We start from the raw sequence: 19,146 nt of genomic DNA, 5'->3' as shown, positions 1-19,146 counted from the left end.
AACTGAACCAACTCGGCTACCAAGTCAACCTCCAACCCATCGGGACGCCCTGAACAGCGGAAACGGTCACGAAGCGGGGATTTTCGAATCAGGCGGCGTTGAACTGGGTGTCGCCTACGGAGCCCGCGGAGCAGGGGTAGAGGCGCATGTGGTTGCCGGTGACGTCGCCTCCCTCCCAGTTGTTCATGCACAGTACGCGGCCCTGAGGGTCGTTGCTCTGGGATGCCTGGAAGTGGGTGGAGTCTTCCTGCCACAGCCACCACTGCTGAGCGGGGGTGCCGTTGCAACCCCAGAGCTGGACTGTGGCACCGACGACGAAGTTGCCGCCAGAGACGTCGAGGCAGTAGCCGTTGGAGAACTGGATGGGTCCCCAGGCGGAGCCGGCGTAGGCGGTGCCAGTGCCGAGGGTGGCGGCAAGGAGCGGCGCTGCGGCGATGGCGGCGATCTTGGCTAGGCGCTTGCGCATAGTGGTGTTCCCCCTATTGATTGACAGATTGTTGATGATGGTCATAGGGGAGCTGAGTGAAAGCAGGCCGTCATCCTGGGCGGCCCGCCCGGCGGCGATTTTCAACTTGCCGTCGCGTTCCGCCAGGACGGGCGGACCCCGCTTCGGGTGGTGCGGGCCCCCCGAAGTCCGCTGCTACCAGGGGGCCTGGGGGATGATGATGTCCTCGTTGTCGATCTGCGAGCAGGGATAGAGCTTGGCCGGGTTGCCGTTGGCCAGGCCGCCCCAGATGTTCAGGCAGTTGTTGAGTGCCGACCGCGGCTGGATCGGGTGCAACCAGGGATTGCCGACCCAGTTCCAGGTGCCGTCGGCATTGCCGTTGCAGTAGTAGAGCTTGATGTCATTGCCGGTGTTGTCACCGCCCTGCCAGTTGTTGGCGCACAGGCTGGGGTTCGACTTCGACTGGAGCTCGAAGTGGTAGCTGTCGGTCTTGATGTAGTTCCAGATCTGCGCGTCGGAGTTGTTGCACGTCCACGCCTGGAGATGTTGGCCGACGACGGCGTTGTTGCCGGGGATGTCCAGACAGTAGGCGCCGCGCGTCGAACGCTCCCCTTTAACGGTCTACGCGATCAACCCGATGGTCGCCGCGCGCTACCGCGACCGCCACGCCGCGTTTGGTGATCCTTGGGGTGCGTTTCAGCAGATCAGACAGGACTTTTGAGTCTTTGCCCGGACAATCTCCCGTGACTTCCACGACTTACGGGTTAGGCAGTACAGTCCCCGTCATGTCTCGCAAGATCCGTCTCGCGTTCCAGTGCTTCTGGTTCCCCGTGGCTGTAACCGTCTACTTCCTGATGTGCTCGCCTGCGGGGACCGCGGTGACGGCGCTTCGGTGGGCTTTGCTCGTCGTCGCGTGGGTGTTCGGTGGTGCTGCGTTCTGGCAGTGGCTGGATCCGGCGCGTCTGGCCCGGGCGCAGGCGAAGCGAGCAGAGGCGTTGGCGAAGCGGACGGAGCGGCTTGCGAGGCGCATGCCCCATTGAGCCGCTGGCCCCAATCCCGCAGGCCAGGCCACCTGTTCGCGATCCTCCGCGCCCGGTACAGTCCCCGGCATGAACGCTTCCGACCGGAGCAGGACCGAGTGGCCAGAGCTCGTCGGCGTGAACGTTGACGAGGCAACCCTGCGGATACACGCGGACGACCCCACCCTGATCATCGCCGCGATTCCGAACGGGTCGGCCGTCACGACGGACCATCGGACAGACCGGGTGCGGCTGTGGTTCGACGAGGCCACGCAGACCGTGTCGCAGGTGCCGCGCATCGGCTGACCGCAAGTAGCTACTCGGTCAGCGATTCGGCCCTCGTGGGCCGCTTCGCGGGTGGGTTCTTCGGGTCCGCTGGTTCCTGACTCCGCCGATGATCTGATTGGCCCTGGCTGCGCTGAGCCGCTAAGAGCTTGCCTCGCCGAACACCATGCGGTGGCCGCGCGCGGTGTCCATGTATTCACGCACCCGGTGGATCAGACCGTCTTTCAGGACGAAGACGAAGCAGTAATCGTTGACGTACGAGTTGCCACCCGCCAGGGTCGCGCTCATCGTCTCCTCCACGACCACGCAGTCGCCGTCCGCGTAGAGGCCGGCGAAAGTGACGCTGACGTCCTGCACGAAGAGCCGGGGGACGTCTTCGGCGATGAAGTGCGCGATCGCCCTGTTGCCGACCATGTGGCTGGGGACATCGAGCGCGACTGCGGTGGCGTTGCCGGCGGGGGCGCGCCACTCGGCGTCTTCGGTGAAGAAGGCTGATATCCGGTCGGCGTCACCACTGGCGAAGGCCCGCCACGCGTTCTGCACAAGCTCCCGATTCTCCTGTGTCATGCCGGAGACCCTAAACGCGCTCAGCTGCTTCGACTGGCGGAAATCGGACGTCATCACCCCATCTGCACGGACTTGAGCTCGGCCAGCACGGCGGCGACCGGCGGGGATGGGGCCGAAATATCCGGTGCCGCCGGTGATCCGTACTACCCGGACCGCCCAACCCAGGTCGCGGCAGGCCCGGACCTGGTCGAGCCTGATGGCATGCAGGAATTCCACGGGCAAGGTGTCGTCTATACCCAGGGCCGAGTCAGCCCCGAACATCAGCCGGAGATCGTCTCGCACCCCGGCATGGTCATGTTCGACGGGCCATGGGTCCACATCGAGTCCCCTCCCCAGTCCGGGCGGTTCAAGACCTTCCCGATGCGCGAGGTGACCAAGGTGACCTGGACCCGGTCCTAACGCGGAACCAGCCGGGGCGGGGTGGGCCGGCCTGCGCCCACCCCGCCGCAGGAACTGCGAGCCGGGCTCAACCCGGTACGGCGACCAGGAAGTAGCGGCGGCCGTCGGGGCCCAGTACCGGGACGGGTGAGTCCGGCAGGTGGGAGAAGACCGCCGCCGCTATCTCCTCCGGCGCGTCCGCCAAGCTCAGCGGGCGGCGCAGGGCCGCGCGGATGGCCGCTTGGGTGGTCGGTGAGAGCGGACGGCCCGCGTCGTCGTCGCGGACCACCTGGGCCAGACCCGTCATCTGGTCGAGGGTCAGGTCCGCGCCGAGCCCGAGCGCGGCGGCCCGGACGGCGACCTGCGCGGCGAGCGCGGCACGGTTCCAGCCGCGCGCGACGTCTCCCGGAGTGCCGGGAGGGAGGAAGAAGACAGCAGATCCGAGGGAGCTCTTCAAGGGGGCCTCCTGGAGGATTGGCTCAGCAAGCCGGACAGCGTTCAGGCCAACTCGTTGCGGAACGCCACGCGTCGCCCTGACACCCCCTATTCTCTCGCTCGGCACTGACAATTCCCGAGTGCACGACTGGGTACCCGGACGGGGGAAGCGTGATCGGTTTCATCATCGGCGGCGGGGTGATCCTGCTCCTGATCGCGGGCATCGTCAGGATGCAGCGCCCGCTGCCGGAGTCCTGGCGCCGAAGCATCGTCGGTCGGCTCTTGCGGGACGACCGTCGATTGGAGAAGTGACGTCGGCCGGCCGGCAGGGGTCGGCCGAAAGGTTCAGTCAGGCTGCGGTGCGGAGAGTTGCGCGGCGGTGAGGCGACGGATGACCAGGACCGCGAAGGTCGCGGCGAGTGCGATCAGGACCGAGTTGGCTGCCGCGAGTGGCACCGAATGCTGGTGGCCCCAATAGATGACGGGGCTGCCGACCTGCATGGCGACCCACAGCACCCACCAGACGTCGACGAGGCGGTCGGCGGCGGCATCGCCCGAGGCCCGGAGGATGCCCAGGGCGATGCGACGCGGCCGCCACCAGGACAGGACCGGGACGAACCAGGCACCGATCGCCCAGCCCGGCTCATGGGCGACCGTGCCCGGAGCAAGGATCTCGGCATTGTGGCGGCAACGGCTGAACCAGACCAGGAAGCTCACCCCGGCGACCAGCTGGAGCAGATTGGAGGCGCTCCCCAGCGGCCCCATCACCTCCCGCCGCGCGAGGGGGATCGACGCGAAGGGCCCGGTCAGGGCGTAGAGACCGATCGAGCACTGCGCCACCAGGGCGGGCACGCGCGGACTGCGGAAGGGGACGCGACGAACCGCAGGCGTCGCCGAGGAGTCCGCCGGTGAGGCGGTCAGGGGCTGGGTCATGGGCGCAGACTGTAGCGGAACGCGAAACGGCCCCCTCTGCGAGGGGGCCGCTTCGTGGGGATCCGTCAGGCCTGGTCAGGCGCCCGTCAGAACGTCGTCCTTCAGCATGCCGCGGATCTGGGCGCGCAGTTCCGGGGTGTCCGTCTCGCTGTGGACCGAGACGGCGTGCTCGGTGGCGGCGCGGACGACTTCTTCCTCCTCGCCGGCGATGGTGAGCGTGCAGCCCACATCGCTCGGAAGTTCACGGCAGTCGGCTACCTTGCGCATGAGGAGACTCCTTTCGCTCCTTCCGTCCCCCACCTAGTATCGGCCGGATCGGGCCGATCGGACCCGTCCGGCCTCAGGCGAAGGTGTTGCAGGTGGCCGGGTCGCCGGAGCGGTAACCGGTGGTGAACCACTGCTGGCGCTGCGCGGCCGAGCCGTGGGTCCAGCTCTCCGGGGTGACCCGGCCCTGGTAGCGCTGCTGGATCCGGTCGTCGCCGACCGCGGCCGCCGCGTCGAGGCCGTCGGTGATGTCCGCCGGCGTGAGCGTGGTGATCAGCGGGCGGCCGGTGCCGGCCGAAGGGGTGGTCGTCGCATGGTGCGCCCAGACGCCCGCATAACAGTCGGCCTGCAGCTCCAGCTTCACCGAGCCGCTGTTTGCGCCCTGGCCGCCGCCCTTCGTCATCTGACCGGTGAGGTTCTGGATGTGGTGGCCGTACTCATGAGCCAGCACGTAAGCCTCCGCGAAGGGGCCGCCCTCGGCGCCGAACTTGGTGCGCAGCTCCTGGAAGAAGCCCAGGTCGATGTAGACCTGGGAGTCTCCGGGGCAGTAGAAGGGCCCGACCGCTGAGCTCGCGTTGCCGCAGCGCGTGCTCACCGCGTTACTGAAGAAGACCGTCGAGGCCGGCGTGTAGCGGGAGCCACGCGAGGTGAAGTACTGCTGCCAGTAGGTCTGGACGCTGTTGACCACGGCCACGATGCGGCAGTCGTCGCGGGCGTTGGCGTCCTTGCCGGTCTTGCAGGTCGCTGCCAGCTGGCCGCTGCTCTGGGCCTGGCCCTGGGCTCCGGCGGCTCCCGCCCGAGCCGCGTTCTGCGTGGTCGTCGTCGTGCCGTCGGAGAGCCCGAAGAGGGCGGGATCCACGCCGAGGAGCGTCGCCACCAACACCACGACCAGCCCGATCAAGCCACCGCCGACGGTCTTGCCACCGCCCGGGACGCCACCCCAGCCGCGCCGGTCCTGGACCTCGGAGGTGTCCAACCCGGCGTCGTCGTCGAACTGCATGACCGTTCTCCCTTGGCCGCACCGCGCTCTCCGCGCTCCGTGCGCGTCCATCGCTCCGCGCACGTCCGACCCACGCTGCCATGTCGCGCGGGGCGGGGTCAGCTCGGAGCGGCCGAACGGGTGAGGACCGGAGGCACCAGGCAGCGCGCCGGTAATTCGGTGGCCGTGTCGTGAACCCGTCCCTAACCTCTTGTCAGCGGGAGGAGACCTCCCGCACCGAGCGTCGAGTGCTGGGACACACGCCGGCCTGTAAAGCCGGCGCCCACAAGGCTGGCGAGGTCCGATTCCTCGGCGACGCACCACGAGAATCCGGATGCCGGTTCAAGTCCGGCTCCCCGCTCCAACGTGCGGGGGTAGTTCAAAGGGAGAACACGGCGACTTGAGAATGACCCGCGGCTCTTAAACGTGCCGACGCGTTCGCAGGTGGCAAAACGAGGCCCGGGAGCCGGATATGCTCCCGGGTCTCACTGGCGTTCTCAGTCGGACATTCTCAGTCGCGCGTCCTCAGTCGGGGCGGCCGCCGACGCGGGCCCAGCTCTGGACCAGGGTGAAGGTGGTGCCCCAGCGTTCCGGGTCCGCCAACTCCCGCTCGGTGTCGGCGATCAGCGTGTCGAGTGAGTCCGCGTCCGTCAGTAGGAGCAGGCGCGGGCGCAGCGCCGTGGCGAACTGGAGCGGAAGGCGCAAGTAGGGATGGCCGGGGTCGAGGGCCAGTACCTCGGTCCGGACGCGGGGGGTCAGGCCGCGGTCGTGGAGGAGAGTCGGGAGTGCCCGGCCCGCGTTGAAGTCGCCGCCGGCAGCGAGGAAGGCGTCGGAGATCAGCGCGATCAGCCGTTCGGCGGCCGGGGCTGGAGCATTGAAACGCCAGGAAGCGCAGTCCGGCTCCTCCAGGACGAGGGTGCCACCAGGGGCCAGCAGGGCGAGGTGGCTGGTGAGTTGCTCCTCGGCGCGGCCGAGTGGGGCGATCATGAAGCGGGCGTGGATCAGGTCGAAGCCGCGTCGCTCCAGGCCGGAGGCGAAGAGGTCATCCACCATCAGCCGTACGTTGACGAGCCCGTCCTCCTCGACCTGGCCCGCCGCGCGTTCCAGCATCTGCTTGTCGATGTCCGAACCGAGGACCGCGCCGAGCTCGCCGGTCCAGGCGCTGAGCAGCCGCAGCCAGCCGAGGCAGCCGCAGCCCACGTCGAGCGCGCGCCTGCCGCGCCCGTCGCCGATCAGATCCAGCAACCGGCGTCCGGCGGGCTCCCAGACGGTCGACTGCAGTCGCAGCCGCTCCAGCTCAGTGTCCTGCCCCGCCAACAGATATTCGCTCATCGCGCCCCCGAACCGAACGGCACCGGCGTCCTGCGTCTGCGTGCACCACCGTAGCAACGTGGGGGTGTGTGGCGTGGGTGCTTTCTTTACTTACTTGGGCTGCGGTTTACCGACGGCTCGCCGCCGCGAGGCGGGTGAGGCCGAGGATGGCGTCGACGGACGGTGTCGGGATGCCGACCGCCTGTCCGATCTCGCGTACCGCGCCTACCAGCGCGTCGAGTTCGAGCTCCCGGCCGGCCTCCATGTCCTGGAGCATCGAGGTGCGGAAGGCGCCGAGCTTGCGGGTGACCAGGGTGCGGTCGGCCGGTGTCTCCGCGATCGGGCAGCCGATCCGGGCGCCGATCTCGGCGGCCTCGCGCATCGCGGCGTGGCAGAAGGCGAGCACGAGTTCGTCGTCGAGGATGCGGTCGGCCGTGGCGCGGGCGAGGGCGGAGACCGGGTTGGTGGTCATGTTGCCCCAGAGCTTGTACCAGACGTCGGCGTGGATCGCCGTGGACGCGGTGGCGTCGAGGCCGGCCCCGCGCATCAGCTCCACGAGCGAGTGCAGCCGCGGCGAATCGGAGCGGTCGGGCTCGCCGAGGATCAGCCCGGTCCCGGCGACATGGCGGACCACGCCGGGGGCGGGCGTGCCGCAGCTCATGTGGACGACGCTGCCGACGACATGGCGGGTGGGTATCGCGGCGGCGATCGTCCCGCCGGGGTCGACGCAGGAGAGAGTGTGCCCTTCGCAGGGCCCGCCGAAGCCGTCGAAGAACCACCACGGCACGCCGTTGAGCGCCGGGACGACGATCGACTCCGGCCCGAGGAGCGCGCCGACGGCGGGCAGCACCGCGGGCAGCGACTGCGCCTTCACGGCGAGGAGCACGAGGTCCTGTTCACCGAGCGCGGCGAGGGATGCCGGATCGGCGGAGTCGGCGAGCGCGGCGACCGGCGCGGTCAGCAGCGTGCCGTCCGGCTCCTGCACGCGCCACCCGTGCTCCGCCAGCGCGGCATGCGTCGCGCCGCGCGCGACCGCGCCGACCGGCGAGCCCGCCGCCGCGAGCCGCGCCCCGACGAACCCGCCGATCGCCCCTGCGCCTACCACCGTGATCCGCATGTGTCTGAACCTACCCGGTGCGGCGCGCGTACTCCCGGAGAGAGTCGATACACATGAACGGAGGAGGAGAGCAGGATGCGACGCATCATCGCGGCAGCGTCCCTCACGGCGCTGCTGAGCCTCGTCGGCACGGCACCCGCCTGGGCCGACAACCCGTTCCCCGGTCCGCCCGCGACCTCGGGCACCCCCGCGTCACCGGGTTCGCCGAACCACCTGTGCGGCACGTCCTCGACCGGTAACAACCCGGGCCCGGGCAACGCCCCCAACTCGCAGAGCGCCTTCAACCCCACCGGCGTGGGCGGCTCCACCTACAACCCGCGCGGCCAGTACGACGTGGCCTGCTTCCAGACCGCCGGTCACTGAAACTGCCTAGCCGATCCTTAGTCGATCCCTAGCCGGTCCCTAGCCGCGGACGTGCTGCAGCCAGGCCGGGCGACCGGCCAGGCTGCGTGCGCGCTTGGCCACCTCGGCGGCAGCGAGTTCCGCCGGGGTGGCGAAGCAGCGCGGGATCCATTCCTCGGACCGGGCCACGCGGGCGGAGAGGTGGCGCACGTAGGCGGCGCGGAGCGCTTCCGGAGTCGGGTAGCCGGGTTCGGGGGCGAGCCACTCGTCCGGGACCTCGGCGGCGACCTCGTGCAGCAGCGGCTCGCTGACCAGCGGCGCGAGCGCCGCGTCCGCGGTGAGGACGTCGGGTGCGTAGCCGCCGAGCGCGTGGGCCGAGAAGTCGTAGACCTTGCCGACCGCTTCGTCCGCCGTTTCCCAGCGGTGGTGGAAGATCAGCGCGGCGCCGTGGTCGATCAGCCAGAGGCGGCGGTGCCAGACCATCAGGTTGGGATTGCGGACGGTCCGGTCCACGTTGCCGACCAGCGCGTCCAACCAGACGACGCGGCCCGCCTCCGTGGAGTCGAGGTCGACGCCGTCCTGGCCGGGGGTGAAGTCGCGGGCGCCGGGGAGGTAGTCGAGCCCGAGGTTGAGACCCGCGCTCGCTCGGTGCAGGTCCTGCACCTCCTGGTCAGGTTCGGCGGCGGAGACCGCCGGGTCGAAGCGGACCAGCACCAGCTCCGGCACGCGCAGCCCGAGTCGGCGCGCGAGCACTCCGACGATCACCTCGGCGACGAGTGCCTTGTGGCCCTGGGCGGCGGCGTGGAACTTGACGACGTAAGTGCCGAAGTCGTCGGTCTCGACGACGGCGGGCAGGGAGCCGCCGGTGCGCAGCGGCTCGACGTAGTCGAGTGCCGTGACCTCAGCCAGCTCGCCGTGCGCGGGCATCGGCGTCACCACCCTTCGTCGGGCTGTCCAGGGGTCGAATCCCATCAGCAGATCCACCCAGTCAAGCATCCGCCGGCCTCGACGGCTGCGGGCGGCCGGTGCCGCCCAGGGCGGTGAGGAGCGTGCCGAGTGCGTGGACGTCGCCGTCGGACCAGCGGGCCGTGTCGAACCAGTCGGCGGCGACCTCCTCCGCGCTCGCGGTCATGTCGACGAGCAGGGTGCGGCCGGTCGGCGTGAGCGCGGCGTAGGCGACGCGGGCGTCGCGGGGGTCCTTCTCCCGCTCGACCAGGCCGATTCGTTCCAGCGGGCCGAGCCCTCGGGTGACGCCGGAGGCTGTCAGCCCGAGCGCCTGGGCGAGGTCGACGCGGCGCAGCCGACCACCGGGGGCTGCGCCGAGGTGGAGCAGCACCTGGAAGTCGGCGTAGCTGATCCCGTGGCGGTTGGAGAGCACGGCGTCGAATCGCTTGGCGAGTGCGGTCTGCGCGCGGGTGAGGCGCAGCGCGGTGTCGAGGGGGTCCGGCATGGGTCGAGCTTAACAGATACTTGAGTACTCAAGCAGATGTTGCGGAAACCTTAGGGGCGCGAGGAACTGCGCGACAAGCCACCCTGTGTGGTGTGTCGCTGAACGAGCAGAGCCATCCGCACAGGGTGGTTGCTCGCGCAGTTCCTCGCGCCCCTGGGAGAGTGCAACCTCCCCTAGCCGCGCAGTACAGCGTTCACGCGGGAGGTGGCCTCGGCGACAGCCGATTCGCGCGCCGCGCTCGCCTCGTCGGCGGTCAGCGTGCGGTCCGACGCACGGAAGCGCAGCGCGTAGGCCAGCGACTTCTTGCCCTCGCCGACGCTCTCGCCCCGGTAGACATCAAAGAGCCGCAGGCTCTCCAGCAGCTCGCCCGCGCCGTCGCGCAGCGCGGACTCGACGTCCGCCGACGCGACGTCCGCGTCGACGATGAGGGCCACGTCCTGCGTCGCCACCGGGAAGGTGGAGATCTTCGGACCCTCCGGCTTGGCCGCGCCGTCCGCCGTGAGGAGGTCGAGGTCGAGCTCGAAGGCGCAGGTGCGCTCCGGCAGGTGCAGCGCCTTGACCGTGCGCGGGTGCAGCTCGCCGGCGTGGCCGACCAGCTGCTCGCCGACGTGGAGCGCCGCGCAGCGGCCCGGGTGCCACGGGGCGTGCTGGTCCTGGCGGACCGTCAGCGCAACACCCGCCGCGTCCGCGACGGCTCGCGCCGCCTCGATCGCGTCGGCCCAGGTCCAGGCCTCGGCCTTGCCCCACCAGCCCTCGGGCACGCGGTTGCCCGCGAGCACGGCAGCCACGCGGTGCGGCTGGCGCGGCAGCGCCGCGTCCAACTGCGCGATCTCGTCCTCGGTGGGACGCCGGTCCACCGGCAGCCGTGGCGCGCTGTACAACGTGTCCGCCGTGCCGTCGACGCGGAAGACCCGGCCCAGCTCGAACAGCGCCACGTCCGTCGTGCCGCGCCCGATGTTCCGGCGCAGCGCGGCGAGCAGGCCCGGCAGCATCGTGGTGCGGAGCGAGGGCTCCTCGTCGGAGATCGGGTTGGCCAGCTTCACCGTCTGCCGACGCGGGTCGTCCGCCTCGATGCCGAGGGCGTCCAGGACGGCCTCGCCGATGAACGGGTAGTTCAGCACCTCGACGTAGCCCGCCTCGGCGAGCGCCAGGCCGATCCGGCGGCGCAGCCGCTGCGCCTCGGTCAGGCCGCGGCCCGCCGGGACGTTCGGCAGCGTGGAGGGCAGGTTCTCGTAGCCCTCCAGCCGAATGACCTCTTCGGCGAGGTCGTTCGGGTCGGTGAGGTCGGGCCGCCAGGTCGGCGGGGTGACGATCAGCACGTCCGTACCGACGACGGTGCAGCCGACCTCCTGGAGGCGGCGGACGACCGTCTCGCGCCCGTACTCCTGGCCCGCGACGCGGTCCGGGTGGTCGGCGGCGATGGCGATCGAGTGCACCGGGTGCGGGGCGACGATGTCCGTCACGCCCGCCTCGGCGGTGCCGCCCGCGACGATGACCAGCAGGTCGACGGCGCGCTGCGCGGCTGCGCGGGACGCCTCGGGGTCGACGCCGCGCTCGAAGCGCTTGGCCGCCTCGGAGGGCAGCTTGTGGCGACGCGCGCTGCGGGCGATCGAGATGGGCGCGAAATGCGCGGCCTCGATGACGACCTCGGTCGTGCCGGCGGCCAGGCCCGTCTCCGGGTCGACGACCGGGTCCGCGATCTCGGTCCCGGCGCCGCCCATGACCCCGGCGATGCCGATTGGGCCGGAGTTGTCGCAGATCAGCAGGTCCTCGGCGTCGAGGGTGCGCTCCACGCCGTCCAGTGTGCGCAGCTTCTCGCCCTGCTGGGCGCGGCGGACCGTGATCGCGCCGTCGATGCGGTGCCGGTCGTAGGCGTGCAGCGGCTGGCCGAGCTCCAGCATCACGTAGTTGGTGATGTCGACGGCCAACGAGATCGGGCGCATGCCCGCCTTCTGGATCCGGCGCTGCATCCAGATCGGCGTCCTGGCCGACGGCTCCAGGCCGATGACGCTGCGGGCGACGAAGCGGTCGCAGCCGACCTGGTCCTCGACCTTGACCAGCGGGCCGTAGGAGTTGGCAGGCGGCACGTCGAGGAGGGCCGGGTCGCGCAGCGGCAGGCCGTACGCGATGGCGGTCTCGCGGGCGACGCCGCGCACCGAGAGGCAGTAGCCGCGGTCGGCGGTGACGGCGATGTCGAGCACCTCGTCGACGAGCTCGAGCAGCTCGATCGCGTCGGTGCCGGGCTCGTACTCCGGCGGCAGCACGATGATGCCGTCATGGTCGTCGCCCATGCCCAGCTCGCGGGCGGAGCAGATCATGCCCTCGGAGGTCTTGCCGTAGGTGGCGCGCGCCGCGATCGGGAACGGGCCGGGCAGGACCGCGCCGGGCAGCACGACGACGACCTTGTCGCCGACGGCGAAGTTCCGCGCGCCGCAGACGATGTTCTGCGGCTCACCGGTGCCGTTGGCGTCGCCTACGTCGACCTGGCAGTAGCGGATCGGCTTCTTGAACTCGGTCAGTTCCTCGATCGCGAGGACCTTGCCGACGACCAGCGGGCCCTTGAGGTCTCCGCCGAGCTGCTCCACGGTCTCGACCTCGAGGCCGGCCCGGATCAGCTTGGTCTGGATGTCTCGGCCGGTCTCGCCGGCGGGGAGGTCGACGTACTCCCGCAGCCAGGAAAGCGGGACGCGCATCAGATCTCCATCCCGAACGGAAGGGTGAAACGCACGTCACCCTCGACGATGTCTCGCATGTCCTCGACGTTGTGCCGGAACATGAGCATGCGTTCGATGCCGAAGCCGAACGCGAAGCCGCTGTACTTGTTGGGGTCGATGCCGCAGGCGACCAGCACGCGCGGGTTGACCATGCCGCAGCCTCCGAGCTCGATCCAGCCCTCGGAGGAGCAGGTACGGCAGGGACGGTCCGGGTTGCCGACGGACTCGCCGCGGCAGACGAAACAGACCATGTCCATCTCGGCGGACGGCTCGGTGAACGGGAAGTAGTTCGGCCGCAGGCGGGTGCTGATGCCCTCGCCGAAGAGCGAGGCGACCATGTGGTCGAGGGTGCCCTTGAGGTCCGCCATGGTCAGACCCTCGTCCACGGCCAGCAGCTCGACCTGGCTGAAGACCGGGGTGTGCGTGGCGTCCAGCTCGTCGCTGCGGAAGACGCGGCCGGGGCAGATCACGTAGACCGGCGGCTCGGCGGCGGCGAGGAGGCTACGGATCTGCACGCCGGAGGTGTGCGTCCGCAGGACGACGGAGTCGGCGTCCTTGAGGAAGAAGGTGTCCTGGGTGGAGCGCGCCGGGTGGTCCGGGCCCATGTTGAGGGCGTCGAAGTTGAGCCACTCGGCCTCGACCTCGGGGCCCTCGGCGACGGAGTAGCCCATGGCCGTGAAGACGTCCATCAGCCGCTCGGCGAAGGTCGTCAGCGGGTGCCGGGCACCGCGCGGGGCGCGGTCGTAGGGCAGCGTGACGTCCACGGCCTCCTCGACCAGCACGCGCGCGTCCCGCTCGGCCTCGAGCTCGACGCGGCGCTCGCCGAAGGCCTTGTTGACCGCGCCACGGGCGGCGCCGACGAGCTTGCCGGCGGCGGCCTTCGCCGCCGGGGGCAGCGCGCCGATCTCGCGGTTCGCGAGAGCGAGCGGCGAGCGGTCGCTCATGTGCGCGACCTTCGCCTCGTGCAGGGCGTCGAGATCCGTGGCGGCGGCGAAGGCGGCGAGTGCCTCGTCGCGAAGGCGCTCGATCTCCTCCGGCTTCAAGGCCTCGACCTCCACGGGGTCGTACGACTTGTTGGGTGCGGACATCTCTCTCTTCCCGGTTGCGGCGACGCGCGGCCAAAAGATGAGTCTAATGGGTTGGCGAAGGCAGACGATTCGGCTCATCAGGGGCGCGGGGAACCACCGGCGTGCGGATGGCCCTGCGCGTTCGGCCTGCCAGGTCCCAGGGTGGCTTGTCGCGCAGTTCCTCGCGCCCCTGAGGTCACTGCGTGACTAAGCCAGGACTTCGGGAACCCCGGCAGGCAAAATAAATCGAAAACTCGCCCCGCCCGACGGCCCGCGGTCCACGCGGATCGTTCCGCCGTGTGCTTCGACGATGCCCTTGACGATATACAGGCCCAGTCCCGTGCCGCCGCGCTTGCTGCCGCGCCAGAAGCGGGTGAAGACGCGCGGGATCGACTCCTCGGGGATGCCTGGCCCCTGGTCGCTCACCGTCACCGCTGTCCCCTCGCGTACGCGGCCCGACGCGGCCTCCGCCTTCGCCGGTTCCACCTCGATGGTGACAGTCCCCTCGCCGTGCCGCACCGCGTTTTCCAGCAGGTTGCCCAGGACCTGGTCGAGTTTGTCCGCGTCGGCCCAGAGCAGCGGTAGTGGCTCGGCGATCAGGATCGCGAACCGCTCCGCCGCCACACCCGCGGCGACCAGTCCGTCCACGTGGCGTCGCACCGCGACGTCCAGGCGGACCGGCTGGCGGTGGACCTCCAGGCGGCCGGAGTCGATCCGGGAGATGTCGAGCAGCTCCGCGATCAGCCGGGTGACCCGGTTCGCGTCCGCGTCGACCGTCTCGAGCATCAGCTTCTTCTGGTCCTCGGTGAACCGCTCCCACTTCTGCAGCAGCGTCGCGGTGAAGCCCTTCACACTGGTCAGCGGCGAGCGCAGCTCGTGGGCGACGGTCGCGATCAGCTCGGCGTGGCTGCGCTCGGTGCGACGGCGCGCCTCGGTCCCGCGCAGCGCGACGACCACGCGACGCACCGGGCCCGTCCGGCCGTCCGCGCGGACGTAGCGCGCCGAGACCAGCACCTCGCGGCCGCCGGGGCCCGGAAGCAGCAGGTTGCGCTCGGGCTGGCGGGTGCGGATGTCGAGGCCGCCGTAGGGGTCGGTCAGCTGCCACCAGCGGCGGCCCTCCAGATCCTCCAGCGGCAGGGCTTCCGCCAGCGGCCGGCCGAGGACGGATTCACGGCGCAGGCCGGTGATCCGGGCGGCGGCCGTGTTGAAGACGACGACCAGCCCCGCCTCGTCGGCGACGAGCAGACCGTCCGGCAGGTCCTCGGCATCCAGACCGCAAGCGGACTCGGCGGGCGCGTGGCGCTGCTGCGGTATCGGACTCGCCATCGCCACGCCTCCCCTCCCCGGGCCCCCGCATGGTCACCCTAGCGAAGACGGCACTACCCGCGTCAGTCAGGAACGACACCCGCCGGGGGCACGCTGGGCGCGCGCGGAGGCGTAGAGGCAGACGGCGGCGGCCGTGGCGAGGTTCAGGCTCTCGGCGTGGCCGTGGATCGGGACCCTGACCACCTCGTCGGCCAGCACGCGGGTGGTCTCCGGCAGGCCCCAGGCCTCGTTGCCGAAGAGCCAGGCGGTCGGTGCGCCGAGGGTGCCCTCGTCGAGCTCGGCGTCGAGGTCGCGCTCCCCCGCGCCGTCGGCGGCCAGGACCCGGATGCCCGCGGCCTTCAGCCCGGCGACGGCCTGTTCGACCGGCACGCCCACGGCCACCGGCAGGTGGTAGAGGCTGCCGACGGAGGCGCGCACGGCCTTGGGGTTGTAGAGGTCCACGGAGGCGTCCGTCAGCACGACCGCGTCGGCGCCTGCGGCGTCGGCGGTCCGCAGCACGGTGCCCGCGTTGCCGGGGTCACGGACGTTGGCCAGCAGGGCGACAAGCTGCGGCTTGGCAGCGAGCACCGACTCGAAGGACTGGTCGACAAACCGACATACCGCGACGATCCCCTGCGGCGTCACCGTCTCGCTGACGGCGGCGATGACCTCGTCCGTCGCGGTCAGCACCGGCACCCGCTCGGCCCGTGCCTGCGCGATCAGCTCGGCGTGGCGCTCGGCGGCCTCGAAGGTGGTGTAGATCTCCACGACGGAGTGGCTGCCGTCCGCCAGCGTCCCGAAGGCGACCGCCTCGCGCACGGCCTGCGGGCCCTCCGCGATGAAGCGTCGCTCCTTGCCGCGCTGGGCGCGCCGCGAGAGCCGCCGGGCGGCGTTGACCCGCGGCGAGCGGAGCGAGGTGAGCTCGGGCTGGGACTGCGACTGCGGCAGGGACATCGCGCTGATCACTCCAGTGGATCGATCCGGCCGGGGCGGCGTGAGCCGAGGGCGGCGTGAGCCGAGGGTGGCATGAGCCGGGCGGCCAAAGAACAGGCCCGCAGGGGTTACCCCCTGCGGGCCCAATGCACTACCTACGTGCGCTGCCTGTCACTCAGGCGGCGTCAGCGGCGGCCTTCGGCGCGTTGACGTCGGCCGGCAGGGCCTTGCGAGCGGCCTCGACCAGCGACTCGAACGCGGCGATGTCGTTGACGGCCAGCTCGGCCAGCATCTTGCGGTCGATCTCGATGTTGGCAGCCTTCAGGCCCTGGATCAGGCGGTTGTAGGTCATGTCGTTCGCGCGCGCCGCAGCGTTGATGCGCTGGATCCACAGCTGACGGAAGTCGCCCTTGCGCTTCTTCCGGTCGGCGTAGTTGTAGACGAACGAGTGGGTGACCTGCTCCTTCGCCTTGCGGTACAGGCGCGAGCGCTGGCCACGGTAGCCGCTCGCCATCTCGAGGACGACCCGGCGCTTCTTGTGGGCGTTGACTGCCCGCTTGACGCGTGCCACGTGATTACTCCTTGATATGGACCGCGGTGGGAGTCACACGGTCCGGTTACGAATGTGGTCGAAAGGATCTGCGTGCCCTTGCAGGGGCAGCGATCACTTGCCGAGAAGCTTCTTGATCTTCTTCACGTCGGCGGGGGCCACCTCGACGGTGCCGGCGAGACGGCGGGTCAGCGTGGACGACTTGTGCTCAAGCAGGTGACGGCGGCCGGCGCGCTGACGCAGCACCTTGCCGGAGCCGGTGAGCTTGAAGCGCTTGCTGGCACCGGAGTGCGTCTTGTTCTTCGGCATGTCGCCGTACTCTCCTCGTCGTTCCGCTCCCGCCCGGCCCCGCCTCGGTGAAGGCGGTACGAGCGGGAGCGCTCCGTGATGACAGGGGCTTCCGGGCGGGGTGCCCGGGAGCCGGTGGTGCAGGTGCGGCAGCGTTAGCTGGCCGCAGCCTCCGTGCCGGTCTCGACCGGCGCCTCGTCGGCGACGACAGCCTCGGGCTGCGTCTCGACCGGTGCCTCGTCGACCTCGGCGGCGTCGGCCTCGACGACCTCGTCGGTCGTCTCGATCTCGTCGACCTCTCCGGCCTCGTCAGCCGTAGAGCGACGGCCGTGAGTGGGCTCGTTGGCCAGCATCGCCTTGCGGGCGGCCTGGGCCTCACGCGCCTCGGCCATGGCCTCGGTCTTCTTCTTGTGGGGCCCGAGGACCATGATCATGTTGCGGCCGTCCTGCTTCGGGTTCGACTCGATGAACCCGAGGTCCTGGACGTCCTCCGCGAGACGCTGCAGCAGTCGGAAGCCCAGCTCGGGGCGGGACTGCTCACGACCGCGGAACATGATCGTGATCTTGACCTTGTCGCCCTGCTTGAGGAACCGAACGACGTGACCCTTCTTGGTGTCATAGTCGTGCGGGTCGATCTTCGGCCGGAGCTTCATCTCCTTGATGACCGTGTGCGCCTGGTTCTTGCGCGCCTCACGAGCCTTCATGGCGGACTCGTACTTGAACTTGCCGTAGTCCATGAGCTTGCACACGGGCGGACGCGCCGTCGCCGCGACCTCGACCAGGTCAAGGTCGTACTCCTGCGCGAGCTCAAGGGCCTTGGCCAGCGGCACGATGCCGACCTGCTCGCCGCTGGGACCGACGAGTCGCACCTCGGGGACGCGAATCCGGTCGTTGATGCGGGGCTCGGTGCTGATGGATCCTCCTCGGTTGCACCCGCGACCGCCGGGGCGGCAGCCGCGTAGCTGGCTGGGTACCGCCACACAGAGCTTCATTCGGGCCGCGGTGTAGCAAAAGTGCACCGCGGGCACGAAAAAAGCCCCGCATGACGCGCAGGCGGAGCTCCATGGCACAACGGACGCCACGCTGCGCTCTCGCCTGACGGCTGGGCGCGCAACGCCGTGTCGGACCGTTGACCCGACGACCGTGAGGTCGGTGCGGGTGGGAGCTTGGAGCCTCCACTTGCGGGCCGGGACTGCGTACGCCTGACGGCATTGCGGTACCTGGCCGGTCTCAGTCTGCAAGCATACCAGCGTCCGGCGATACCGCAGAATTCCCGCTCGTGGGGGTGGTTCCGGCAGACTGCGGGGAGACATTCGAGCGCAGCACCCTCCACGACCCGGCGAAGTGAGATCCACCCATGAGCGGCGAGACCCCCGAATTCGACGACCTGACCCGCGACATCGCGGACGTGCCGGCGGTGGAGGTCATCACGACCGTCGCCGTGCACCTGATGAGCGCGGCGGCGGTGAACCTGGGCCTCGCCGAGGGCGGCGAGGCCCACAAGGACCTGGACGAGGCCCGTAAGCTGATCACCGCCCTGGCCGGGCTGGTGACGGCGGGCGCGCCGGAGATCAGCAATTTCCATGCGGCGCCGCTGCGGGATGGCCTCAAGTCCCTCCAGCTGGCCTTCCGCGAGGCCTCCCTCATCCCGGACGCGCCGGGCACGGGCCCGGGCGAGAAGTTCACGGGCCCCGTTTACAGCTGAGGGCGAGTTGCACCATCAGGGGCGCGAGGAACTGCGCGAGCAACCACCCGGTGCGGATGGCCCTGCGCGTTGAGGACCATCCGCATGTGGGTGGCTTGTCGCGCAGTTCCCCGCGCCCCTGGTCGTGCAACGGACTCCGTCGTGACCTGTCGCGCCCACGCGCCGGAGGCGCAAATCAGCAGAGCCCCGCGCCCCTGGTCGTGCAACGGACCCTCCGTCGTGACCTGTCGCGCCCACGCGCCGGAGGCGCAAATCAGCAGAGCCCCGCGCCCCTAGTGGTGCGAGCTCAGCGGGTGTAGAAGGCCGGAGGCTCGTTCGCGCTGGGCGCGAGGACCGCGAGGTCGAGGCCGCGGTCCAGGCGGATGCGCAGGAGCTCGCTGGCCGCGAGGGCCGCGGCGACGGACTGGAAGGCTTCGGGCGGGGTGCCGGGCTCGGCGATGAGGACGAGCTGGGCATCCGTCTGCTCGCTGGGAAGCAAATGCGCGCGGACGACCGCGTCGTGCCCGCTCAGCAGGAGACGGAGCTCGTCCGCGATCGCCGGGTCCGCCAGCGCCGTGAGGTGCACGCGGCCTTCCGCCACCGCGCGCATCGCCGCGCCGCTCAGTTCGAAGAAGACCGGACCGGCCAGGTCGATCAGCAGGGCGTCCGCGCCCTCGCTCCACGCCGCCTGTACCGCCTGCGACGCCGGGACCGGCGCCGGTCGGGCGTCGGCCCGCCAGCGGGTCAGGGCGGCGAGGGAGGTGAAGGCCGGCAGACCCTTGCGACCGTCCGGGGCCTGGATCGTGGGGACGGCCATGTCGCTGGTCTTCTCGTGGCGGTGGCCGTGCTCGTCCGTCTCGACCTCGCCGAGGACCGCCACGATCGGGACCATCAGCCGAGCGGTCGCCAACAGCGCCAGCACCCGGGCCTCGGCCACCTGCGTCCGCTCCGTGGCGTACGCGGCGAGCGCCTCCGCCAGCTCCGGGTCGGCCGATCCGTCGTCACCCGCGAACCCCGGGTCTGGGATGTTCTTCCGCTGCACCCCGCGAGCCTACGCGACCCCCCGTGCGGAAACTTGGT

At 70.4% G+C, this 19,146-nt stretch carries 25 protein-coding genes, 1 tRNA gene and 1 pseudogene; 7 read left to right on the top strand and 20 right to left on the bottom strand.

What is annotated here, in order from left to right:
• Positions 1 to 88: 88 nt before the first annotated feature.
• From ABIA32_RS17760 to ABIA32_RS17750, 3 genes and pseudogenes are all read right to left on the bottom strand, one after another.
• Complete coding sequence (locus ABIA32_RS17760) at positions 89 to 466, bottom strand: RICIN domain-containing protein (RefSeq protein WP_370096164.1); 378 nt, start codon at positions 464 to 466, stop codon at positions 89 to 91.
• Between the two features lie 174 nt (positions 467 to 640).
• Positions 641 to 781 carry a hypothetical protein gene (locus tag ABIA32_RS17755; protein ID WP_370096162.1) on the bottom strand — a complete coding sequence of 47 codons (141 nt, stop codon included), beginning with the start codon at positions 779 to 781 and terminating at the stop codon, positions 641 to 643.
• 27 nt (positions 782 to 808) lie between these two features.
• Positions 809 to 1,030: pseudogene (locus ABIA32_RS17750) on the bottom strand (RICIN domain-containing protein); the annotation flags it as partial.
• A gap of 200 nt (positions 1,031 to 1,230) precedes the next feature.
• On the opposite strand from ABIA32_RS17750, the gene ABIA32_RS17745 reads away from it, so the two are divergent.
• Entirely contained in the window at positions 1,231 to 1,485 is a 255-nt protein-coding gene (locus tag ABIA32_RS17745) for a hypothetical protein (protein WP_370096160.1), read from the top strand.
• 69 nt (positions 1,486 to 1,554) lie between these two features.
• On the top strand, positions 1,555 to 1,770 hold the full coding sequence (locus ABIA32_RS17740; protein ID WP_370096158.1) for a serine protease inhibitor: 216 nt from the start codon (positions 1,555 to 1,557) through the stop codon (positions 1,768 to 1,770).
• A 120-nt stretch (positions 1,771 to 1,890) separates the two neighbouring features.
• On the opposite strand, the gene ABIA32_RS17735 is transcribed toward ABIA32_RS17740, so the two are convergent.
• On the bottom strand, positions 1,891 to 2,532 hold the full coding sequence (locus tag ABIA32_RS17735) for a nuclear transport factor 2 family protein (RefSeq protein WP_370096156.1): 642 nt from the start codon (positions 2,530 to 2,532) through the stop codon (positions 1,891 to 1,893).
• Between ABIA32_RS17735 and ABIA32_RS17730 the strand changes: the two genes are divergently transcribed.
• Entirely contained in the window at positions 2,518 to 2,715 is a 198-nt protein-coding gene (locus ABIA32_RS17730) for a hypothetical protein (RefSeq protein ID WP_370096154.1), read from the top strand. The genes ABIA32_RS17735 and ABIA32_RS17730 overlap by 15 nt on opposite strands.
• A gap of 67 nt (positions 2,716 to 2,782) precedes the next feature.
• Here the strand turns inward: ABIA32_RS17730 and ABIA32_RS17725 are convergent, their stop codons facing one another.
• Complete coding sequence (locus ABIA32_RS17725; RefSeq protein ID WP_370096152.1) at positions 2,783 to 3,151, bottom strand: hypothetical protein; 369 nt, start codon at positions 3,149 to 3,151, stop codon at positions 2,783 to 2,785.
• Positions 3,152 to 3,300: 149 nt separating this feature from the next.
• On the opposite strand from ABIA32_RS17725, the gene ABIA32_RS17720 reads away from it, so the two are divergent.
• Entirely contained in the window at positions 3,301 to 3,441 is a 141-nt protein-coding gene (locus tag ABIA32_RS17720) for a hypothetical protein (protein WP_370096150.1), read from the top strand.
• A 33-nt stretch (positions 3,442 to 3,474) separates the two neighbouring features.
• On the opposite strand, the gene ABIA32_RS17715 is transcribed toward ABIA32_RS17720, so the two are convergent.
• From ABIA32_RS17715 to ABIA32_RS17705, 3 genes are all read right to left on the bottom strand, one after another.
• Positions 3,475 to 4,062: a DUF4328 domain-containing protein gene (locus ABIA32_RS17715; protein ID WP_370096148.1), complete on the bottom strand. Its 588-nt coding sequence runs from the start codon at positions 4,060 to 4,062 to the stop codon at positions 3,475 to 3,477.
• 75 nt (positions 4,063 to 4,137) lie between these two features.
• Complete coding sequence (locus ABIA32_RS17710) at positions 4,138 to 4,329, bottom strand: DUF1059 domain-containing protein (protein ID WP_370096146.1); 192 nt, start codon at positions 4,327 to 4,329, stop codon at positions 4,138 to 4,140.
• 73 nt (positions 4,330 to 4,402) lie between these two features.
• Positions 4,403 to 5,326: a neutral zinc metallopeptidase gene (locus ABIA32_RS17705; protein ID WP_370096144.1), complete on the bottom strand. Its 924-nt coding sequence runs from the start codon at positions 5,324 to 5,326 to the stop codon at positions 4,403 to 4,405.
• 220 nt (positions 5,327 to 5,546) lie between these two features.
• Here ABIA32_RS17705 and ABIA32_RS17700 point away from each other — a divergent pair.
• Positions 5,547 to 5,628 (top strand) — tRNA-Tyr (locus tag ABIA32_RS17700).
• A 202-nt stretch (positions 5,629 to 5,830) separates the two neighbouring features.
• Here the strand turns inward: ABIA32_RS17700 and ABIA32_RS17695 are convergent.
• Together ABIA32_RS17695 and ABIA32_RS17690 are read right to left on the bottom strand one after the other, a co-directional pair.
• On the bottom strand, positions 5,831 to 6,637 hold the full coding sequence (locus ABIA32_RS17695; RefSeq protein ID WP_370096142.1) for a class I SAM-dependent methyltransferase: 807 nt from the start codon (positions 6,635 to 6,637) through the stop codon (positions 5,831 to 5,833).
• A gap of 106 nt (positions 6,638 to 6,743) precedes the next feature.
• Complete coding sequence (locus tag ABIA32_RS17690) at positions 6,744 to 7,733, bottom strand: ketopantoate reductase family protein (RefSeq protein WP_370096140.1); 990 nt, start codon at positions 7,731 to 7,733, stop codon at positions 6,744 to 6,746.
• 75 nt (positions 7,734 to 7,808) lie between these two features.
• On the opposite strand from ABIA32_RS17690, the gene ABIA32_RS17685 reads away from it, so the two are divergent.
• Positions 7,809 to 8,096 carry a hypothetical protein gene (locus ABIA32_RS17685; protein WP_370096138.1) on the top strand — a complete coding sequence of 96 codons (288 nt, stop codon included), beginning with the start codon at positions 7,809 to 7,811 and terminating at the stop codon, positions 8,094 to 8,096.
• A gap of 39 nt (positions 8,097 to 8,135) precedes the next feature.
• On the opposite strand, the gene ABIA32_RS17680 is transcribed toward ABIA32_RS17685, so the two are convergent.
• The 9 genes from ABIA32_RS17680 to infC form a co-directional block, all read right to left on the bottom strand.
• The gene (locus ABIA32_RS17680; protein WP_370096191.1) at positions 8,136 to 9,002 is read right to left on the bottom strand and encodes a HipA family kinase; all 867 of its coding nucleotides are present in this window, start codon (positions 9,000 to 9,002) and stop codon (positions 8,136 to 8,138) included.
• A 61-nt stretch (positions 9,003 to 9,063) separates the two neighbouring features.
• Entirely contained in the window at positions 9,064 to 9,525 is a 462-nt protein-coding gene (locus tag ABIA32_RS17675; RefSeq protein ID WP_370096136.1) for a MarR family winged helix-turn-helix transcriptional regulator, read from the bottom strand.
• A 173-nt stretch (positions 9,526 to 9,698) separates the two neighbouring features.
• A complete protein-coding gene (gene pheT, locus ABIA32_RS17670; RefSeq protein ID WP_370096134.1) occupies positions 9,699 to 12,218 on the bottom strand; it encodes a phenylalanine--tRNA ligase subunit beta in 2,520 nt (839 codons plus the stop codon).
• Complete coding sequence (gene pheS / locus ABIA32_RS17665; RefSeq protein WP_370096132.1) at positions 12,218 to 13,327, bottom strand: phenylalanine--tRNA ligase subunit alpha; 1,110 nt, start codon at positions 13,325 to 13,327, stop codon at positions 12,218 to 12,220. Before pheS ends, pheT begins: the two co-directional genes overlap by 1 nt.
• Positions 13,328 to 13,513: 186 nt before the next feature.
• Complete coding sequence (locus tag ABIA32_RS17660; RefSeq protein ID WP_370096130.1) at positions 13,514 to 14,632, bottom strand: ATP-binding protein; 1,119 nt, start codon at positions 14,630 to 14,632, stop codon at positions 13,514 to 13,516.
• Positions 14,633 to 14,698: 66 nt separating this feature from the next.
• The gene (locus ABIA32_RS17655; protein ID WP_370096128.1) at positions 14,699 to 15,565 is read right to left on the bottom strand and encodes a TrmH family RNA methyltransferase; all 867 of its coding nucleotides are present in this window, start codon (positions 15,563 to 15,565) and stop codon (positions 14,699 to 14,701) included.
• 154 nt (positions 15,566 to 15,719) lie between these two features.
• On the bottom strand, positions 15,720 to 16,115 hold the full coding sequence (rplT, locus tag ABIA32_RS17650) for a 50S ribosomal protein L20 (RefSeq protein ID WP_370096126.1): 396 nt from the start codon (positions 16,113 to 16,115) through the stop codon (positions 15,720 to 15,722).
• 93 nt (positions 16,116 to 16,208) lie between these two features.
• Positions 16,209 to 16,403: a 50S ribosomal protein L35 gene (gene rpmI / locus ABIA32_RS17645; RefSeq protein ID WP_370096124.1), complete on the bottom strand. Its 195-nt coding sequence runs from the start codon at positions 16,401 to 16,403 to the stop codon at positions 16,209 to 16,211.
• A gap of 134 nt (positions 16,404 to 16,537) precedes the next feature.
• A complete protein-coding gene (gene infC / locus ABIA32_RS17640; RefSeq protein WP_370096122.1) occupies positions 16,538 to 17,374 on the bottom strand; it encodes a translation initiation factor IF-3 in 837 nt (278 codons plus the stop codon).
• Positions 17,375 to 17,739: 365 nt separating this feature from the next.
• Here infC and ABIA32_RS17635 point away from each other — a divergent pair, with 365 nt between their 5' ends.
• Positions 17,740 to 18,087: a DUF1844 domain-containing protein gene (locus ABIA32_RS17635; RefSeq protein WP_370096120.1), complete on the top strand. Its 348-nt coding sequence runs from the start codon at positions 17,740 to 17,742 to the stop codon at positions 18,085 to 18,087.
• A 286-nt stretch (positions 18,088 to 18,373) separates the two neighbouring features.
• Here ABIA32_RS17635 and ABIA32_RS17630 read toward each other — a convergent pair whose 3' ends face one another.
• The gene (locus ABIA32_RS17630; RefSeq protein ID WP_370096118.1) at positions 18,374 to 19,108 is read right to left on the bottom strand and encodes an SseB family protein; all 735 of its coding nucleotides are present in this window, start codon (positions 19,106 to 19,108) and stop codon (positions 18,374 to 18,376) included.
• Positions 19,109 to 19,146: the final 38 nt, after the last annotated feature.

It is taken from the genome of Streptacidiphilus sp. MAP12-20, assembly GCF_041262525.1.
In the GTDB taxonomy this organism is placed as follows: domain Bacteria; phylum Actinomycetota; class Actinomycetes; order Streptomycetales; family Streptomycetaceae; genus Streptacidiphilus.
The sequence above is the reverse complement of the archived record's forward strand: the minus strand, read 5'-3'. Positions and strand labels throughout refer to the sequence as shown.

Coding starts and splice junctions, on each gene's coding strand:
- ABIA32_RS17760 (WP_370096164.1), bottom strand. CDS start 466: ATGCGCAAGCGCCTAGCCAAGATCGCCGCCATCGCCGCAGCGCCGCTC.
- ABIA32_RS17745 (WP_370096160.1), top strand. CDS start 1,231: ATGTCTCGCAAGATCCGTCTCGCGTTCCAGTGCTTCTGGTTCCCCGTG.
- ABIA32_RS17740 (WP_370096158.1), top strand. CDS start 1,555: ATGAACGCTTCCGACCGGAGCAGGACCGAGTGGCCAGAGCTCGTCGGC.
- ABIA32_RS17730 (WP_370096154.1), top strand. CDS start 2,518: ATGCAGGAATTCCACGGGCAAGGTGTCGTCTATACCCAGGGCCGAGTC.
- ABIA32_RS17715 (WP_370096148.1), bottom strand. CDS start 4,062: ATGACCCAGCCCCTGACCGCCTCACCGGCGGACTCCTCGGCGACGCCT.
- ABIA32_RS17710 (WP_370096146.1), bottom strand. CDS start 4,329: ATGCGCAAGGTAGCCGACTGCCGTGAACTTCCGAGCGATGTGGGCTGC.
- ABIA32_RS17705 (WP_370096144.1), bottom strand. CDS start 5,326: ATGCAGTTCGACGACGACGCCGGGTTGGACACCTCCGAGGTCCAGGAC.
- ABIA32_RS17695 (WP_370096142.1), bottom strand. CDS start 6,637: ATGAGCGAATATCTGTTGGCGGGGCAGGACACTGAGCTGGAGCGGCTG.
- ABIA32_RS17690 (WP_370096140.1), bottom strand. CDS start 7,733: ATGCGGATCACGGTGGTAGGCGCAGGGGCGATCGGCGGGTTCGTCGGG.
- ABIA32_RS17685 (WP_370096138.1), top strand. CDS start 7,809: ATGCGACGCATCATCGCGGCAGCGTCCCTCACGGCGCTGCTGAGCCTC.
- ABIA32_RS17680 (WP_370096191.1), bottom strand. CDS start 9,002: ATGCCCGCGCACGGCGAGCTGGCTGAGGTCACGGCACTCGACTACGTC.
- ABIA32_RS17675 (WP_370096136.1), bottom strand. CDS start 9,525: ATGCCGGACCCCCTCGACACCGCGCTGCGCCTCACCCGCGCGCAGACC.
- pheT (WP_370096134.1), bottom strand. CDS start 12,218: ATGCGCGTCCCGCTTTCCTGGCTGCGGGAGTACGTCGACCTCCCCGCC.
- pheS (WP_370096132.1), bottom strand. CDS start 13,327: ATGTCCGCACCCAACAAGTCGTACGACCCCGTGGAGGTCGAGGCCTTG.
- ABIA32_RS17660 (WP_370096130.1), bottom strand. CDS start 14,632: ATGGCGAGTCCGATACCGCAGCAGCGCCACGCGCCCGCCGAGTCCGCT.
- ABIA32_RS17655 (WP_370096128.1), bottom strand. CDS start 15,565: ATGTCCCTGCCGCAGTCGCAGTCCCAGCCCGAGCTCACCTCGCTCCGC.
- rpmI (WP_370096124.1), bottom strand. CDS start 16,403: ATGCCGAAGAACAAGACGCACTCCGGTGCCAGCAAGCGCTTCAAGCTC.
- infC (WP_370096122.1), bottom strand. CDS start 17,374: ATGAAGCTCTGTGTGGCGGTACCCAGCCAGCTACGCGGCTGCCGCCCC.
- ABIA32_RS17635 (WP_370096120.1), top strand. CDS start 17,740: ATGAGCGGCGAGACCCCCGAATTCGACGACCTGACCCGCGACATCGCG.